This window comes from Flagellimonas sp. 2504JD4-2, from assembly GCF_053642935.1.
Window position 1 is genome coordinate 114,954 of record NZ_JBSIOV010000001.1, and the last position, 16,400, is coordinate 131,353.

Annotated in this window: 21 protein-coding genes; 14 read left to right on the forward strand and 7 right to left on the reverse strand. The window is 40.5% G+C overall.

What is annotated here, in order from left to right:
• Positions 1-75: 75 nt before the first annotated feature.
• Complete coding sequence (locus ACULLH_RS00555; protein ID WP_454086771.1) at positions 76-1,230, reverse strand: cystathionine gamma-synthase; 1,155 nt, start codon at positions 1,228-1,230, stop codon at positions 76-78.
• 86 nt (positions 1,231-1,316) lie between these two features.
• Here ACULLH_RS00555 and ACULLH_RS00560 point away from each other — a divergent pair, with 86 nt between their 5' ends.
• From ACULLH_RS00560 to ACULLH_RS00590, 7 genes are all read left to right on the forward strand, one after another.
• Entirely contained in the window at positions 1,317-2,060 is a 744-nt protein-coding gene (locus tag ACULLH_RS00560; RefSeq protein WP_454086772.1) for a DUF3298 domain-containing protein, read from the forward strand.
• Positions 2,061-2,275: 215 nt separating this feature from the next.
• Entirely contained in the window at positions 2,276-2,578 is a 303-nt protein-coding gene (locus ACULLH_RS00565) for an ArsR/SmtB family transcription factor (RefSeq protein WP_454086773.1), read from the forward strand.
• Positions 2,579-2,627: 49 nt separating this feature from the next.
• The gene (locus tag ACULLH_RS00570) at positions 2,628-2,768 is read left to right on the forward strand and encodes a hypothetical protein (RefSeq protein ID WP_454086774.1); all 141 of its coding nucleotides are present in this window, start codon (positions 2,628-2,630) and stop codon (positions 2,766-2,768) included.
• 7 nt (positions 2,769-2,775) lie between these two features.
• Positions 2,776-3,468, forward strand: a complete 693-nt coding sequence (locus ACULLH_RS00575) for an aspartate/glutamate racemase family protein (RefSeq protein ID WP_454086775.1) — start codon at positions 2,776-2,778, stop codon at positions 3,466-3,468.
• 49 nt (positions 3,469-3,517) lie between these two features.
• On the forward strand, positions 3,518-3,871 hold the full coding sequence (locus ACULLH_RS00580; RefSeq protein ID WP_454086776.1) for an arsenate reductase family protein: 354 nt from the start codon (positions 3,518-3,520) through the stop codon (positions 3,869-3,871).
• A complete protein-coding gene (locus ACULLH_RS00585; RefSeq protein ID WP_454086777.1) occupies positions 3,868-4,770 on the forward strand; it encodes a DMT family transporter in 903 nt (300 codons plus the stop codon). Before ACULLH_RS00580 ends, ACULLH_RS00585 begins: the two co-directional genes overlap by 4 nt.
• 109 nt (positions 4,771-4,879) lie before the next feature.
• Positions 4,880-5,554 (forward strand): SMI1/KNR4 family protein, encoded by a 675-nt coding sequence (locus ACULLH_RS00590; protein ID WP_454086778.1) that lies wholly within the window; start codon positions 4,880-4,882, stop codon positions 5,552-5,554.
• Here ACULLH_RS00590 and ACULLH_RS00595 read toward each other — a convergent pair.
• Positions 5,549-6,022: an acyl-CoA thioesterase gene (locus ACULLH_RS00595; protein WP_454086779.1), complete on the reverse strand. Its 474-nt coding sequence runs from the start codon at positions 6,020-6,022 to the stop codon at positions 5,549-5,551. The two genes, ACULLH_RS00590 and ACULLH_RS00595, sit on opposite strands and share 6 nt — an antisense overlap.
• Before the next feature lie 116 nt (positions 6,023-6,138).
• Here ACULLH_RS00595 and ACULLH_RS00600 point away from each other — a divergent pair, with 116 nt between their 5' ends.
• From ACULLH_RS00600 to ACULLH_RS00625, 6 genes are all read left to right on the forward strand, one after another.
• A complete protein-coding gene (locus ACULLH_RS00600; protein WP_454086780.1) occupies positions 6,139-7,116 on the forward strand; it encodes an NAD(P)H-dependent flavin oxidoreductase in 978 nt (325 codons plus the stop codon).
• Positions 7,117-7,137: 21 nt separating this feature from the next.
• On the forward strand, positions 7,138-8,097 hold the full coding sequence (locus ACULLH_RS00605) for a YheT family hydrolase (RefSeq protein WP_454086781.1): 960 nt from the start codon (positions 7,138-7,140) through the stop codon (positions 8,095-8,097).
• Positions 8,098-8,238: 141 nt separating this feature from the next.
• Positions 8,239-8,718, forward strand: a complete 480-nt coding sequence (locus ACULLH_RS00610; protein WP_454086782.1) for a c-type cytochrome — start codon at positions 8,239-8,241, stop codon at positions 8,716-8,718.
• A 183-nt stretch (positions 8,719-8,901) separates the two neighbouring features.
• Complete coding sequence (locus tag ACULLH_RS00615; protein WP_454086783.1) at positions 8,902-9,255, forward strand: hypothetical protein; 354 nt, start codon at positions 8,902-8,904, stop codon at positions 9,253-9,255.
• An 8-nt stretch (positions 9,256-9,263) separates the two neighbouring features.
• Positions 9,264-9,854 (forward strand): DinB family protein, encoded by a 591-nt coding sequence (locus tag ACULLH_RS00620; protein WP_454086784.1) that lies wholly within the window; start codon positions 9,264-9,266, stop codon positions 9,852-9,854.
• Positions 9,855-9,939: 85 nt separating this feature from the next.
• Positions 9,940-10,197: a hypothetical protein gene (locus ACULLH_RS00625; RefSeq protein ID WP_454086785.1), complete on the forward strand. Its 258-nt coding sequence runs from the start codon at positions 9,940-9,942 to the stop codon at positions 10,195-10,197.
• Positions 10,198-10,211: 14 nt separating this feature from the next.
• On the opposite strand, the gene ACULLH_RS00630 is transcribed toward ACULLH_RS00625, so the two are convergent.
• From ACULLH_RS00630 to ACULLH_RS00645, 4 genes are all read right to left on the reverse strand, one after another.
• On the reverse strand, positions 10,212-11,792 hold the full coding sequence (locus ACULLH_RS00630) for a SulP family inorganic anion transporter (RefSeq protein WP_454086786.1): 1,581 nt from the start codon (positions 11,790-11,792) through the stop codon (positions 10,212-10,214).
• 125 nt (positions 11,793-11,917) lie between these two features.
• A complete protein-coding gene (locus tag ACULLH_RS00635; protein ID WP_454086787.1) occupies positions 11,918-12,364 on the reverse strand; it encodes a Dabb family protein in 447 nt (148 codons plus the stop codon).
• A 55-nt stretch (positions 12,365-12,419) separates the two neighbouring features.
• Positions 12,420-13,214 (reverse strand): SDR family NAD(P)-dependent oxidoreductase, encoded by a 795-nt coding sequence (locus ACULLH_RS00640; RefSeq protein WP_454086788.1) that lies wholly within the window; start codon positions 13,212-13,214, stop codon positions 12,420-12,422.
• A 93-nt stretch (positions 13,215-13,307) separates the two neighbouring features.
• Positions 13,308-14,279, reverse strand: a complete 972-nt coding sequence (locus ACULLH_RS00645) for a phytanoyl-CoA dioxygenase family protein (protein ID WP_454086789.1) — start codon at positions 14,277-14,279, stop codon at positions 13,308-13,310.
• 148 nt (positions 14,280-14,427) lie between these two features.
• Between ACULLH_RS00645 and ACULLH_RS00650 the strand changes: the two genes are divergently transcribed.
• Positions 14,428-15,291, forward strand: coding sequence for an AraC family transcriptional regulator (locus tag ACULLH_RS00650; protein ID WP_454086790.1), 864 nt, complete (start codon positions 14,428-14,430; stop codon positions 15,289-15,291).
• 129 nt (positions 15,292-15,420) lie between these two features.
• Here the strand turns inward: ACULLH_RS00650 and ACULLH_RS00655 are convergent, their stop codons facing one another.
• A complete protein-coding gene (locus ACULLH_RS00655) occupies positions 15,421-16,335 on the reverse strand; it encodes a nicotinic acid mononucleotide adenyltransferase (RefSeq protein ID WP_454086791.1) in 915 nt (304 codons plus the stop codon).
• Positions 16,336-16,400: the final 65 nt, after the last annotated feature.

A 16,400-nucleotide genomic window follows, 5' to 3' on the forward strand; every position in this document is an offset into this window, starting at 1 on the left:
ATTAGGAATTAGACGGCAAAATTATGGTATTTACATAATTTAAACCCCTGTTTTTTAAAAATTTTTCAAAAACAGTTATCCGATGGCCTGTTCCAAGTCAGCTATCAAATCGTCAACATCCTCAATCCCTACGCTAAGTCGAATTAGGGAATCGACCACTCCGCTTTTTTCACGTTCTTCTTTCGGAATACTGGCATGCGTCATGCTCGCTGGGTGACCTGCCAAGCTCTCCACTCCGCCCAAAGATTCGGCAAGTGTGAACACCTCTAATTTTTCCACAATTTTAATGGCTTCCTCATAGCTGCTTCCCTTAGGAACAAAGGAAATCATTCCACCAAAATCATCCATTTGACTATTGGCCACATCGTGGTTGGGATGGTTTTCAAAACCAGGCCAATACACCTTTTCTATTCCAGGGTGCTTTACCAGATACTCCGCTATTGCCCTTCCATTTTCGCAATGGCGTTGCATTCGCACGTGCAAGGTCTTAATTCCACGAAGCGTCAAAAAACTGTCCATAGGCCCACAAACAGCACCACTTGCATTTTGGATAAAAAGGAGCTGGTCGGCCAAATCCTTGTCCTTAACCACCAAGGCTCCGACAACAATATCGCTATGACCTCCCAAATATTTTGTGGCAGAATGCATCACGATATCGGCACCCAAATCCAAAGGTCGCTGCAAATAAGGCGTGGCAAAAGTATTGTCAACCGCCAAAAGCAAGCCGTGTTTTTTGGCCAGATTGGACACCGCCTTAATATCAATCACGTTCATCATTGGATTGGTTGGTGTTTCAACCCAAATCAGCTTGGTTTTATCATTGATCTGTTCTTCAATGGCATCGATGCTTTGCATCCCCACAAAATGGAAGGTAATTCCATATTTTTCAAAAACCTGTTTGAACAAACGGTAACTCCCTCCGTACAAATCATTGGTCGAGACCACCTCATCACCTGGATTCAACAATTTTATCACGGCATCCATGGCAGAAAGCCCGCTCGCAAAAGCAAGTCCATAATTGCCATTCTCAATACTGGCCAACGAATTTTCCAATGCTGTTCGCGTTGGGTTGCCACTTCGAGAATATTCAAACCCCTTATGCCCACCTGGTGTGGTTTGTGCATAAGTCGAAGTTTGGTAAATCGGGGGCATCACAGCGCCATAGGCTTTATCCGGATGTTGTCCTCCGTGAATGGTTTTACTGTTGAATTTCAAATCTTTTTTGCTCATCTCTTTTTAATCTGGCTACAAATGTATCGTTATCTTTTGGAGTAATCAATCATGTCTTATTTTTGAAGACCCTAAAACCTCAACTTATGAAAAAAGAAGTCAGCCTACTCCTATTTTTTATGCTTCTCCTTGGTTGCGAAAATGGTGACAAACTTACTTTTGAACCCATTGAGATATCGAACGAAGCCTGCGAAGATTGCTCAAAAATTGAGATAGCCATTCCCAGAGCATTGGATGAAACCCTAATCTCCAATCAAATCAACAATGCACTCGAAGAAGAAATTATAACATTGTTGTCTTTTGATGAAGGACAGGAAATCAGCACCATTGATGACGCCATCGACTCGTTCACTACTAGTTATAAGGAGCTGAAATCGAGATTTCCTGATGAGTCTGTGGGCTGGGAGGCCAGTGTTGAAAGCGATGTTTCCTATGAGGACAACGATATTCTTACCTTGGATTTCAATGCGTATTCCTTTACTGGAGGAGCCCATGGTTATGGTTCCACTTCCTTTTTAAACTTTGATAAGCGAAAGGACACTGAATTGGAAAACTGGGAACTTTTTGACGACTTGGAAGGGTTTCTAAAGTTTGCTGAAATTAAATTTCGGATTCAGGAAGATATCCCTCAAGATGACAATATCAATTCAACAGGATTTATGTTTGAACGGGATGCTTTTCACCTGTCGGAAAATGTAGGTTATACGGAAGAAGGCATTACATTGATTTATAATCAATACGAAATAGCTTCATACGCTGACGGACCTATTACCTTGACCCTCCCGTATGCGGAAGTGAACAAGTATCTTAAACGAAAAGTGAAACTTTAACGGATTCTTTCATAGTTTTTTCCATTATCTGGTATAGAACATATTCCCAAAGACAGGCGTCATTCTGTATTTATTTCAGAATCACATTATAGGGATAAACGGAATTCTATGGTAAGATCCTGAACTTGGTTAAGGGTAACGATTATTGAATGCAAAATTTAAGTTAAAACATATCGATATTTTTAGATATGTAAATATTTACATATTTTTGGTCCATGGATATTGTTGAAATTAGTAAGGTGCTCTCAAACAAGACTAGGGTCAATATCTTAAAGTGGCTTAAAGAACCGGAAGTAAATTTTCCACCACACCAAGATATAGACCATTTTGATGATGGCGTATGTGTTGGTTATATCCAAGATAAGACCGGACTTTCCCAATCGACGATTTCGACCTATCTCAATTCCATGCAAAATGCTGATTTGGTCACTCCAACGCGGCATGGGAAATGGACCTATTATAAAAGGAATGAGCAGGTAATCAAAGCGTATGTGGAAAGCTTAAAACAGGATTTGTAATTTTTTTGAAACACATATCGATATTTAGCGAAATATAAATCTGAAAACTATGGAAAATTGTATCACCTGTAACTGTATCGAAGAGGTTGTAGTGGCTCCAAGAACTTACTACTCCATTGTTCAATGCATTACAAGCTTCCTGACTACCTTCACCATTGAAGGAGCGGAACATTTATCAAAAATCAAATAAAGAAACCATGAAAACCATAGGTCTAATAGGTGGAATGAGTTGGGAATCTTCAAAGATTTATTACCAACATATCAATGAAATGGTTCGCGAAAAGTTGGGTGGTTCCCACTCGGCAAAGAGCATCCTTTCCTCAGTAGATTTTGACGAAATTGAGCGTTACTCATTTTCCAATGATTGGGACAAGATCGGCGGCGTTATGGCCTCTTATTCCAAAAATTTGGAAAAAGCAGGTGCCGATATGGTGGTCCTGTGCACCAATACCATCCACTTGGTCAGTGATGCCATAACCAATGCGATCGATATTCCTTTTTTACATATCGCCAATGCTACTGGAGAGGCAATTCAACAAAAAGGGTTGAAAAAAGTGGCTCTTTTGGGCACCAAATTCACCATGGAGAAGGACTTCTACACCAAAATACTGGAAGATCGGTTCGGGTTGGAAATTTTAGTTCCGAACTCCGAGGATCGAGATATTTTACAGGATATCATCTATAATCAACTGGTCAAGGGAGTTTTCACAAAAGAAGCCAAGGATTTCTGTATAAAAATCATCAAAGAATTGGAAGAGCAAGGAGCTGAAGGTGCCATATTAGGTTGTACCGAATTGCCCATTTTGATACCCGGGGAGGAGGTTGACATTCCGACTTTCGATACCGCCAAAATACATGCGCAAAAAGCTGTGGATTTTGCCCTTTCTTAATGCAAAATGACCGAATTTTGATTTCTTTTTACAATCAAGAATTTTTGAAATGAAAAAAATCTATCACTTGGGCAGTTGTTCCACCTGCCAACGTATTTTAAAGGAATTGGAACCCTTGAACGGGGTTGAATTACAAGAAATAAAGTCAGAATCCATTACTTCGGCACAACTCGAAGAGATGAAGAACCTGGCTGGAAGCTATGAGGCCTTGTTTAGCAGAAGAGCTATGCTCTTTCGTCAAAGGGGGCTTCATGAACAGCAGCTGTCCGAAGATGATTATAAAAACTTGATTCTTGAGCACTATACCTTTTTAAAAAGACCCGTGACCATCATCGATGATCAGATTTTCGTTGGGAATTCAAAAAAGATAGTCGAAGCCGCCAAAGAGGCACTCCATTCATGAGCAAACGAACCCTTGCCCTCCTAGCTGCGCTTGGCGCCACAACCATTTATGCTATCAACCACACTTTAGCCAAAGGAGTTATGCCCAATTATGTGGGTGCTTTTGGTTTTATCATGTTGCGTTTGGGTGGGGCTACCATACTTTTTTGGGCGATTTCAGTTTTTGGTCCTAAGGAGAAAATTGAAAAAAAGGATTGGGGGCGGATCTTCCTCTGCTCACTTTTGGGGATGGCCATTAATATGCTTGCATTTTTTAAAGGACTTGAGCTGTCAACGCCGATCAATAGCTCCGTTTTGGTCACCATTACCCCCATAATTGTTGTTATCCTTTCGGCATTTCTCATAAAAGAACGCATTACCTGGAACAAGGGGCTTGGGATCTTTATGGGCTTTATTGGAGCGTTGGGACTGATTCTATTTGGAGCGGAAATTCGTCAGGATGCACCAAACATTCCGGTCGGCAATATGCTTTTTGTTTTAAACGCCACGGTATATGGATCCTATTTGATCTTGGTAAAAAAATTGATTGAAAAATATCATCCTTTCACCTTGATGAAATGGCTCTTCTTGATCGGATTGGTTATCGCTTTTCCAGTAACCTATCCTGAATTCTCGGAAATCGACTGGGCGAACATGCCATTATGGGTTTATGGGGTAGTTGCATTTGTAGTCATAGGTACAACCTTTCTTACCTATTTGTTCAATGTATTTGCGCTAACGCAACTCAGGGCTTCGACCGTGGGTGCCTTTATCTATCTACAGCCTTTACTAGGTATTTTATTTGCCTTATTCTCGGGCAAAGATCATCTTACTTTAGTAAAGGTATTAGCGACTGTTCTTGTTCTTTTTGGAGTTTATCTGGCCAGTAAAAAGCCCAAACCAAACCCCAATTTGTCTTAAGGTTTGACCTTTTGATATAGTTGTATGCACTATCCATCAATTTAAACCATTGGAATGCCCTTGCGTTTTTTAACTTTATGTCATCCGATATAGGGTTAAGTACAATGTGATGGTTGACTACTCCCAACAGATTGACAGCATTAAACTAAAATTGATCGAAGCCAAAACGGCAGATCCAGATTTTAGGGTCTTCGGCGCTGGAAGTCATAAATATGAATTAAACCCTCCCGCCAATAAATCGGAAGTTGAAGCTTTTGAGCAAAGCTATAAAGTAATACTCCCTGATTGCTATCGTGCATTTGTTCTCCATGTTGGCAATGGGGGCAAGTCGTATATGAATTCTGGGGCGGGGCCCTTTTATGGCATTTATACTTTGGGTGAACATTTAGATCAAATGGTGGCTGGGGATCCAAAATCTTATTTAAAAAATGAATCTCCGCTATATCCCAATCTTTCAGATGACGACTGGACGGAAATGTCCAAAATTTTGAATGATGATGCTAGTTCTGATGAAGTTTACTACGAGGAACTCGAAAGAATTTTTGGCGGAATCCTTCCTATTGGGTCACAGGGATGCACCTATTTGCATGGATTACTGTTGAACGGACCTCACAAGGGCAAAGTAATAAACCTGGAACTTGCCGCAGAGTTAAAACCCCGATTTACTTACGAAAACAATTTTTTGGATTGGTATGAAAGATGGCTGGACGAGATTATCTCGGGTAAGCTTATTTCAAAATCCCCTTCATGGTTTGGTTACGGCCCGGCAGATTCGAATCTATAGATCTTTGGGAAGCTGAACATACTTTCGCGTGTCTTCCTTGGTCAAGATTTTAAAATTCCCTGCTCTCTCTATTTTATCAAAGGCATCCAAAAACACTTGGGGCAAAGCGGTCAATTTTCGTTCTTTTAGGTTCATCCACGCACCCATCATTTCGCAACGGGCAAAATTCTTCCCATCGCTGTCATAAAAGTCATGTTGAAATTCGAAGAACATCCCATCCTTGCTCATACCTTTAAGGTCCAAAGAAACTTTTACGGGCCTACCCGGAAAAACTTCTTTGAAATAATACATGTGTTCATAAAAGACAACAGGACCAACATTATATTTTGCCATTGTTTTTTGATCCAAACCCACCTGAGCCATGAATGACATACGGGTATGGGTCATAAGATTGATATATGCTGAATTGCCCAAGTGACGATTTGCGTCCAAATCACTCCATCGAATCTCAAATTCTTTAAAAAACATTGGCGGTTATTTTGTTATGCATGCATAATAGTTGTAAAATTACATAGTTTTGAAAACTGATCTCTAACAAGTCTTGTAAATAATTCTATTTTTAAAGATACTTTAACATCAAACCCATGAGCGAAAAAGCCGAATTCATCAAAGATCTTTCCCTTCCAGCGGTAGCTGCACCCATGTTTCTTATTTCTGGACCCAAATTGGTAGTGGAATGCTGCAAAAATGGAATTGTAGGAACCTTTCCGGCACTTAATCAGCGTACAAGTGAAGGTTTTGAAGAATGGCTTATCCAAATAAAAACGGAATTGGAACAGCATGAAAAGGAAACCGGCAAAAAACCAGCTCCTTTTGGCGTCAATCTTATCGTACATCCAACCAACCCAAGATTGGAAGCCGATGTAAAACTTTGTATGAAGCACAAGGTCCCCTTGGTAATAACCTCTTTGGGTGCTGTGAGCATGGTAGTAGATGCCATTCACAGCTATGGGGGATTGGTGTTCCATGATATCATTAAAAGGAGACATGCAGAAAAGGCCGCTGAAGCTGGGGTAGACGGACTAATTTTAGTTTCTGCAGGTGCAGGCGGCCATGGAGGAAACATTAACCCGATGAGTCTGATCGCTGAAGTGAAAAAAATCTTTGACAAGACTATTCTGCTTTCAGGATGTATCAGTACAGGAAGGGACATTGCCTCCGCAATGCAAATGGGGGCCGACTTGGCTTATATGGGAACCCGTTTTATAAATACCGAAGAAAGCAAGGCCCCAGAAGAATATCGAAAAATGATCATTGAAGCCGGAGCAAACGATATCGTCTACACCGCTGCAATTTCAGGAGTACACGCCAACTTCTTGGCCGCTAGTCTCCAGGCAGCCGGAATTACGGAAGAGGATTTGAAAAAGGACCATAAAGTTGATTTTGGAAAGGAGCTGGACACCGAAGTCAAGGCATGGAAGACCATTTGGTCCGCCGGACAGGGTGTGACCACTATAGAGAATGTAATGCCGGTTTCGGAATTGGTAAACACTTTAAAATCTGAGTTTAAAGCTGCGATAACGGAACAGGCAAAACTGTTGGAAGCTTTCGCAAAAGAGTAATACCTTTCTATTTCTCGACAAATGCCATTGATTTCATCAGATTATGCACCTTCAATGTTTTTCAGAAATGGGCATTTATCCACCATTTACTGTGGTCTTTTCAGAAGAGTAAATGGTCTTTCCCAAACTAGGGAGCGGTTGACCTTAGCTGATGGGGATTTTCTAGATTTGGATTGGAGCAAATCCAACATCACTACCAAAAAACTGGTCGTACTCTTACATGGTCTGGAAGGTGATGCCCAAAGGCCTTATATCACAGGAAGCGCAAAACTGTTCAATCAATACGGGTTTGACGCCTGTGCAGTAAATTATAGGGGTTGCAGTGGGGAGCCCAACATTTTGTACCGCTCTTATCATTCCGGGGCAACCGAAGATTTAAAAGAGGTGGTTGATCATATCCTATCAACCAAGGATTACTCGGAAATCTATCTCAATGGGTTCAGTTTAGGGGGAAATCTTTTGCTCAAATATTTGGGTGAAGGAAATGTGGTTCCGAAAGAAATCAAGGCATCAGTGGCAGTTTCCGTTCCATGCAGTCTGAAGGACTCGTGTGACCAATTACTTTCAAACAATAATGTGCTGTACGCTAGGAGGTTTAAAAGGCACTTAATCGCCAAGTTGAAGCAAAAGCAGCCCCATTTTCCCCATTTAATTCCCAATTCACATATCAAAGCCATAAAAACATTAAAGGATTTTGATGACATCTATACCAGCAAGGCACATCATTTTAAGGATGCTTTGGACTACTACGCCAAGTGCAGTTCCCATCAGTTCTTGCCGAATGTTAATGTACCGAGTCTAATCATCAATGCCAAAAACGATTCTTTTTTGGGCAAAGACTGTTATCCTATTGCCGAATCCGAAAAAAACAAAAACCTCTTTTTGGAAACTCCGCAGTACGGAGGGCATGTTGGTTTTTGGGGCAAACAGAATGTAACATACACCGAAACGAGGTCATTGGAATTTTTCGTCGCTAACTAAATTTGCCACATTTGTTTCGTTTTGTTAAACGAAAAGGTTTTCGCTCCACAAATCCACTCGTAACGCGCTCTATCGTTCATTTTACTGGTAATATTTCGCTATATTAGTTGCTTCACTTTAGCTACAATTAAATCAACACCAATGAAAAAGCTGGTTTTACTTATCGCCCTAGGGGCATTTATCGCAAGTTGCGGAGGAAAAAAGGAAGAAAAAAAGGAAGGTTTTGAAGTAAGCAGAACCAAAAAAGAAGATAAAAAAGTACAGGCCAAGGAAGGTGTGCCCGTAGACTTGGACAACAACGGAGTGGGCCCAATTAAAGATTTGGAATTCCCTTCCGAAATCGATTCAGAAATGGCGGCTCGTGGGGAGACCACATTCAACTCCATCTGTATTGCCTGCCATATGGTGGATCAGAAAATGATAGGTCCTGCTATGAAAGGTGTTTATGACAGACGAAGTCCAGCTTGGGTTATGAATATGATTTTGAACCCAGATGGGATGTTAAAAGAAGATCCTATTGCCAAAGCACTGCTCAAAGAATACAACAATGCCATTATGCTCAACCAAAATCTTACGGAAGAAGAGGCTCGAGACGTCGCTGAGTACTTGCGTACCCTGTAGTAAGAGCGAAAAATGTTTCATGTGGTGCTGTTATCTATTTGGATAACAGCACTTTTTGTTTGAGCTCGTTTGTATTGACCCTAAGAAATGTTAAAAAATAGCCATGGATGGCAAAGGTTGACTTGCAAAAGTTATTTTTATCTTGTTGCAGTCAATATTGATTCCTAGCTAAATCTAAATGGTATGAGATTATTTCTTTTGCTTCTTTTGCTTCCCTGTTTGATGTTCTCACAGGAAAATACAGTTCAAAATTCCCATTTTATTGCATTGTATACCGTCGGAGAGCTTTGGGACAAAGACAAAAACCCTAATGAACAGCAATATTTTAAAGAACATTCCGGTTTTTTATCCAAACTGCGCAAGGAGGAAAAAATCATCGTCGGTGCACGATACTCCGATACGGGAATGATCATCGTAGTGGCAGATAATCTTGAGGGCGCTAAAAATATGTTATTTGAGGACATTGCTTTGCAACAAAAACTTTTTAATGTAGAAATCCATCACTTTAATGCCTTTTACAAAGGCTGTTTAGAATAACCTATTGTATGAAAAAAAACCTATTTTCCGTTCTTATCTTTATTTTGACATTTAGTATGCAAGCACAAAACGAAGAACTTCCCTATTACCAAATTCCAGATTATCCTGAAGATTACAGCGCAGGCAACGTGGCTGCCAGGATGATTGATGGACTTGGATTTCGTTATTATTGGGCAACAGAAGGATTATCGCCAAAGGATTTGGAATATAAACCTTCAGAAGATGGTAGGACCATTATTGAAACCATGCGCCATATCTGTGGAATGTCGGAAACCATCAAGAACGCTCCCACGGCAACACCCAATACCGGAATAGAGGGACTTTCCGATTATACCTACGAACAACTTCGCAAAAAGACTTTGGAAAACCTTAAAGCCGCAAGTGCTTTAATGAAGGGTAAAAAGGCTGAAGATTTTGAAGGTTTTAAAGTCATTTTTCAACGCGGAGAAAAACAAACTCCCTATCCCTATTGGAACATGGTCAACGGTATGCTTTCGGATTGCATCTATCATTCGGGACAAATCACCATGATGCGGAGGGCAGCCGGCAATCCCATAAATTCTAAAGTTAGCGTATTCAATGGAAGGTTAAGGGAGTAGGTCAAACTCTTGACTTTTGTAACAAATCCTTGATTTCCACTACCCATATGTAAAGGATATTAATATGGGCTCCGCAAGTCAACCAATGTTAGTTGTTAAAGCAAATCGCGCTTTGCTTCGTAAAAGACGAAGCTATAGTGAGATTCGCGAAGCCTATGAGGGTTATGCAGTTGATACCCAACTTCATTTTAAGGAGTTGACCCCTTTTGAGCAGAAAAAAATCAGGGATAAAATTATTGCGCAAGCCAAAAAAGACCGACTGCAGGAAATCCGCAATTATTTTGGCGCCTTCTTTTTGCTGTGCCTATTGGGCTTTGTCGGATATTTATTGCTTTTCAACTAAAGAAATCACTTCCGCTAATTAACCCTATCCGCAACAACCTTATACGTTGGGTCTTCGAGCACGTTCACCTCGATGATGTCCTCAGCATTTTTTAGCAAACGAATGCAATCTTTACTCAAATGCCTTAAATGCACTCTTTTGCCTGCCTTCGCATAGCGTTCCGTGATTTTGTTCAAAGCTTCAATGCCAGACATATCTGCGACCCGGCTTTCCTTAAAATCGATGATTACTTCCAAAGGATCGTTTTGAACGTCAAACTTTTCAGCAAATAGTGTTGTGCTTCCGAAAAACAGCGGACCATATATCTCATAATGTTTTACTCCTTCTTCATCAACGTGCTTTCTGGCCCGAATTCGTTTTGCATTCTCCCAAGAATAGGCAAGTGCAGAAATGATAACTCCAAGTAAAACAGCAACCGCCAGGTTATGGGTAATAGCGGTAATCAAAGTCACCAAGACCATCACAATGACATCTGAATTGGGCATTTTCCTAAAGGTCTTAAAGCTTGCCCATTCAAAAGTTCCAATAGCTACCATAAACATTAACCCGACCAAAGCAGCCATTGGCAAGCGCTCTATTAGGCCACTACCGAACATAATAAATACCAAAAGCATAACTGCTGCAGTGATTCCAGATAATCGTGCTCGCGCACCGGATGAGGTGTTGATCAAACTCTGCCCGATCATAGCACAACCTCCCATCCCAGAGAGAAACCCTGAAAGGATATTTGCGGTACCTTGGGCAACGCATTCTTTGTTACCACTACCCCTTGTTTCTGTAATCTCATCGATAATATTCAAAGTCAACAGACTTTCAATCAATCCGACTCCCGCGACAATCCCAGCATAGGGGATAATTATTAAAAAGGTTTCCAGCGTAAGCGGAATATTTGGAATGGATAAGGGAGGAAAACTTCCTTTAATACTCTCACCTTCCTGCATGGTATCGGCTACAGTCAATGTATCTATTCCAAATCCTAGAACAATAACCGATACCACCACAATCGCCAACAAAGATGAGGGCACGGCTTTTGTGATTTTTGGAAAACCCCAAATGATGACCATGGTCAAAAGCGTAAGTCCCAACATGGTATACAATGATGTCCCTGCCAACAATTCCCCTGTTCCCTTATCATAAAAATTAGGAAATTGCGCCATAAAAATGATAATGGCCAACCCATTTACAAATCCAAACATTACAGGATGAGGTACCAAACGGATAAACTTTCCTAATCGAAGTACTCCTGCTAAAATTTGAATGACCCCTGCGATTATGACCGTTGCAAAAACATAATTCAAAATCGTGACGGGCTCTATCCCTGGAAAAGTTTGTTTGAGCTCCAAAATCAATCCAACGAAAATTACAGCTACGGCTCCAGTGGCACCAGATATCATTCCTGGGCGACCTCCCAAAATTGAGGTGACCAAAGCCAACACAAAAGCTGCGTACAAACCAGTCAATGGTGAAAATCCAGGAATCAATGCAAATGCTATGGCCTCGGGCACCAGGGCAAGTGCGACCGTGAGTCCAGATAAAACTTCGGTACGATAGTTAACTTTCTGCGAAAAATCGAACAGGTTAAGGTACTTTTTCATGCCTTCTTGTTTGAAGCCGGCAAAAATAACACTATTCAGTACATAACTTGCATCTTATCAAAGGATTTGAGGTTTTGGCAATGAAAACTCAGGTAAATTATGTTTTTAAAAGGAAAACCAGAGATCTACTCGGGATTTGTCCAATAATCAACCACAAAAACCTTCTCCAAATACGGGCCTAAACTGGCCACAAATGCTTGGTGTTTAGGATGAGGTGCATAAATGCTATCGCGGTCTTCTTCAGATTTGAACGTAAGCATGTAGCAATGGGTAAAGTTTTGATGAAAGTCTTCCGGGCTGTTGTTTAGACCCCATTCAAAATCCTGTATTTCTGAAATATGCGTGGGAAGTTCAATAAAACTTTGATTTAGTTTTTCTACTTGTTCCTCACTGGTATCATCATTGAATTTGAAAATAACCACATGCCTGAGCAGTTTTTCCTTTTTAGCTTCCATCTCTACAACTTTTGGTTCTGTTTTTTCCGATTCATCTTTCTTTTGAGTTTCTGCACACGAGGTAAACAAAAAACTTGTTAAAACTAGGGCAGTCATTACATTGGTAATTGTTTTCATATTTCAATTGCTTCTATTTGTGTTGAATTTATAGTTTCTCTTTTAATTCAAAATCCTATACCAGACCCCCAGTGCTTCCCCCATCAACTTTGATAGCCGCCCCATTGGTGGCCGAAGCCAACGGGCTGCATAGATAGGTAATGGTATCTGCCACTTCCTCCACACTGGCAAAACGCTGCAGTAGGGATGAAGTTCGTACTTCTTTGAAAAAATCGGACTCGACTTCCTTTTTGGTTTTTCCCAATTTTTGGGCCTCATTCTCCAAAAAGCGTTCTGCACCCTCAGAGCGGGTAGATCCCGGTAAAACGGAGTTCACCGACACATTGGTTCCCTTTGTAAGTTGCGCCAATCCTCTGGACACACTCAACAATGCCGCCTTGGTCATACTGTAGGCCAACATATCAGGTGGAACCAAGGTTGCACATTCACTCGAGATAAAAAGGATACGTCCCCAGTTTTTCTTTAGCATAAGTGGGAGAAAATGACGGGATAACCTCACACCGCTCATTACGTTCACCTCGAACTGCCGATACCAATCCTCATCAACCATTTCAAAGAAGGATTCGGATTTGTAGATTCCAACATTATTGATTAAAATATCTACTTCGGGTAGCAAGTTTATGGCTTCATTAACCGACTTGCTATCTTCAAAGTTTATGGCGAAACCGCTAATTTCCCCATTCGGAAATTCCCTTTTTAATTTATGAATGGTAGCATCCACACTTGATTGGCTTCGTCCATTGATTACCACCCCAGCTTTTTCCCGCAATAAGGTATTAGCAACTGCAAATCCAATCCCCGAAGTAGATCCCGTTATTAATGCTTTCTTTCCTTCTAATTTTAAATCCATACCTAACGTACAATACCCCAAGGACTAAATATCAACCATAGGCTAGTATTGTCTACACAAAGCGTTTTAACTTGGTTGGTGAATGTTATAAAATTACCACTTTCTAAGTCCTAGTAATTTTTCTCCAAGCTCTGTAAGCTTGGCAGTTTCATATTTATCCCTTTCCCAATTCCTAGGATCTCCTGGAAAAGCATATCCTTCAGGTGCCACCCTGTTTTTCCATGAATTTACCCGCCATTGCTTCAATGCCTCATTATCCTCCTCAGCTGGCATCATGGAAATATATTGTGCAATTCGCACTTTGTCCCCTGATTTGTTGGGACGAATGCCATGGGGTTGGGTGCTGTTAAAAATCAGCAGGTCGCCGGCCTCCATTTTGACCTTTACAATTTTATCCTCCAAACCAGTGGTATCGGGTTGAAAGTGATCCCGGCCCTCAGGTTGGGTCAGCTTCCAAGTATCGTAATTGCGATAGAGCCAAGGAATACATTGAAACCCTCCCATATTTTCATCGGTTTGGTCAGCAAGCGCCAATACTCCCTGAACATTTTGTGGACGGGTTTCCGGGTCATAATCCCAGTGAATGAATCCCTTTTTCTCGACTCCGGGCTTCAAAGGAAAGTTCAAGTTTGCCCTATCTATGGTCACCCAAAGTTTTTCAGTTCCCCAGACATCCACAAAGGCATCATATACACGTTGCATTTGTCGGTTGTTCCATAAATGTTGGTGGTTGTATACCTCGACCATCCCGGTTCCCGTTAGCTCCTTCATCTTCATCTCGGCCCTGGGTGGGGCATACCAGGTTTCAGCATCATTCGGGTCTTTTTCATCAAATTCCCAAATAAAGTCAGCAGTAGCTTTAGCTTGTTCTCGCGATATTGCATTCTTTATTACAATATATCCGTTATGGGTCCAAAACTTCCAATCTTCTTCCGTAAGCACTCTAAGTGGCTTTCCATTGGATCTATCGTTCAATGTTATTTTACTACTGGTAGCTGTGGAAGGGTTTCCAGGAATCTCCTCATGCGCCTTATTGGCCATCTCTAATTTTACGTCTTGCTTCATGATTCTATATATTTAATTGACTGTCTAAATTCGATGGAATAAAACTAGTACCCTTAGCAAGCAGTCTCAACCTTCATATTGATATAAATTTGAACTATATTGATATTTCAGGTATATTTTGATATATTAATGGATATTTAAGTGAAAATTGAAGATTCAATTAGAGACCATAGCACCCAATACAAAGAGCCCGTTCCGGCTTTTGCACCTCCCCAGATTAAATCATCTGTTCTATTGGCACTTTCATCCTGAATATGAATTGATCTATATTGAAGGTGCTAGTGCCACCCGGCATGTTGGGGATAACATCTCGAATTATACGGGAAGTGATTTGGTGTTTATAGGGTCGAACATTCCACATCTAAATTTCGACTATGGTGTACAAACCGATTATATTAAGGAAGTCTTGCACATAAAACCTTCCTTTAAGGAAAATTTACTCCTCAACATTCCCGAATTGGAAACCATACTTCATCTTTTTGAAAGGTCAAGACATGGGATCGTGTTTACCGGAGAAACCAAAAGGAGCATTGGCGAGCGATTAAAAAAGCTTTATGAACTTTCTTCTTTTGACTTATTTATGGAATCCATTCAAATATTAAAGGAGTTGGGGAAGAGCGAGGACTATTTTTTGCTGCACGACGATCCTTTTGTGAATAGATATAGAAAGAAAGAACAGGACCGACTTCGAGGCATTCATGAATTTGTGGACAAGAACTATCAACGTCGAATTGCCATCACCGAAGTTGCTCAACTATGTAATTTGGGCAAAGAGGCATTTTGTCGCTATTTTAAAAAAACAACAGGAAACACCTTTACCACCTTTTTGAACCAATACCGAATCAGTCAGGCCAAAAGACTTTTGCTTATGGGAAAAAATGTGGGAGAAACTTGTTATGAGTGTGGGTTTGAGAGTCTTTCCTATTTCAATAGGACTTTTAAAAAGGTGAGTGGGGAAAATCCTTCAGATTTCAAAAAACACTATTTGGCGCATCTTAAGGGGAAAGTTTAAACGAATGGGATATACTGCAAAATTCTTCCATAAAAAAAGAACCGCCCCAAGTTGAGGTACCTGAAGCGATTCTTAACTAAATAACCAACCAAAAAACTTGTATACGTAGTCGAGGACTATTTTTTATCCTTACATTTTTCTTTGTCTGGATACGTTCATTATGGAATTTTTAACTTTTGAACGCTTTTTCCCCGCTGTTTTTCCTGTTTTCAAATATTGAATGTATCCTCTTCCCTTGAACTCATATATGGTCTCGCTGGCAACATGGTACAATTCAATAGTACTATCATTAATAACGTAAAGCTCAAAATAATCATTGCCCAAAAAGTCGTAATCCAATGTTAAAGTTTTGAGCGAAGCATCATTGGCCACATCAAAGACTTCGAAATTGCCATCGTAATCCCAAACTAAATTGGCGAGGGATGTCCCAGTTGCATCCACCGATGATCTAAAACTCTCATCCGAGAAAAACTGAAGGTAGTTTTCGTTATCAAACTCATTTACCGCGCCGACCTCACTTGTAAAGGTTTTTTCCCACGCTTCATACTCTTGCAAAAAGTAATGGATGTTATCATAAAAGACCATATCATAATCGAAACTATTTCTTTGGTATCCGCGAAGCACATATGACGTATTGGAACGCGAATCGAACAGTTCAATCGTATTGTTGTTGATGGCATAAACATCCAACAACCAAAGTCCATCTACATCATGATTAATCTCAACGGCACCGTTCAAGGTGGCATAGTCACCCACATCTATCCCAAATCCATTCCCTGTTTTTCCAATTCCGACAATATTGTTATTGGCATAAACAATGCCACGGTCAAATGAAATCGTAAATGCACGCTGCAAATAAGGTACTTCCCCATTTCCCTTGGTTGCATTTATATCGATATACCATAAATCATAGGATTCCAATACCAGGGCTGTGTTAACGGGCGATTCTACGATGAAGTCATCCTCAAATACCACTTCGGTGTAACACGAGCTCACCAATAATCCAATAAACAATGTTCCAAATAGTAGTTTTCCAGTTCTCATATTCTTCGGCTTTATATTCATGATAAAGAAACCAAGCATTGTGCCAAAAAACATAACAATCTGTT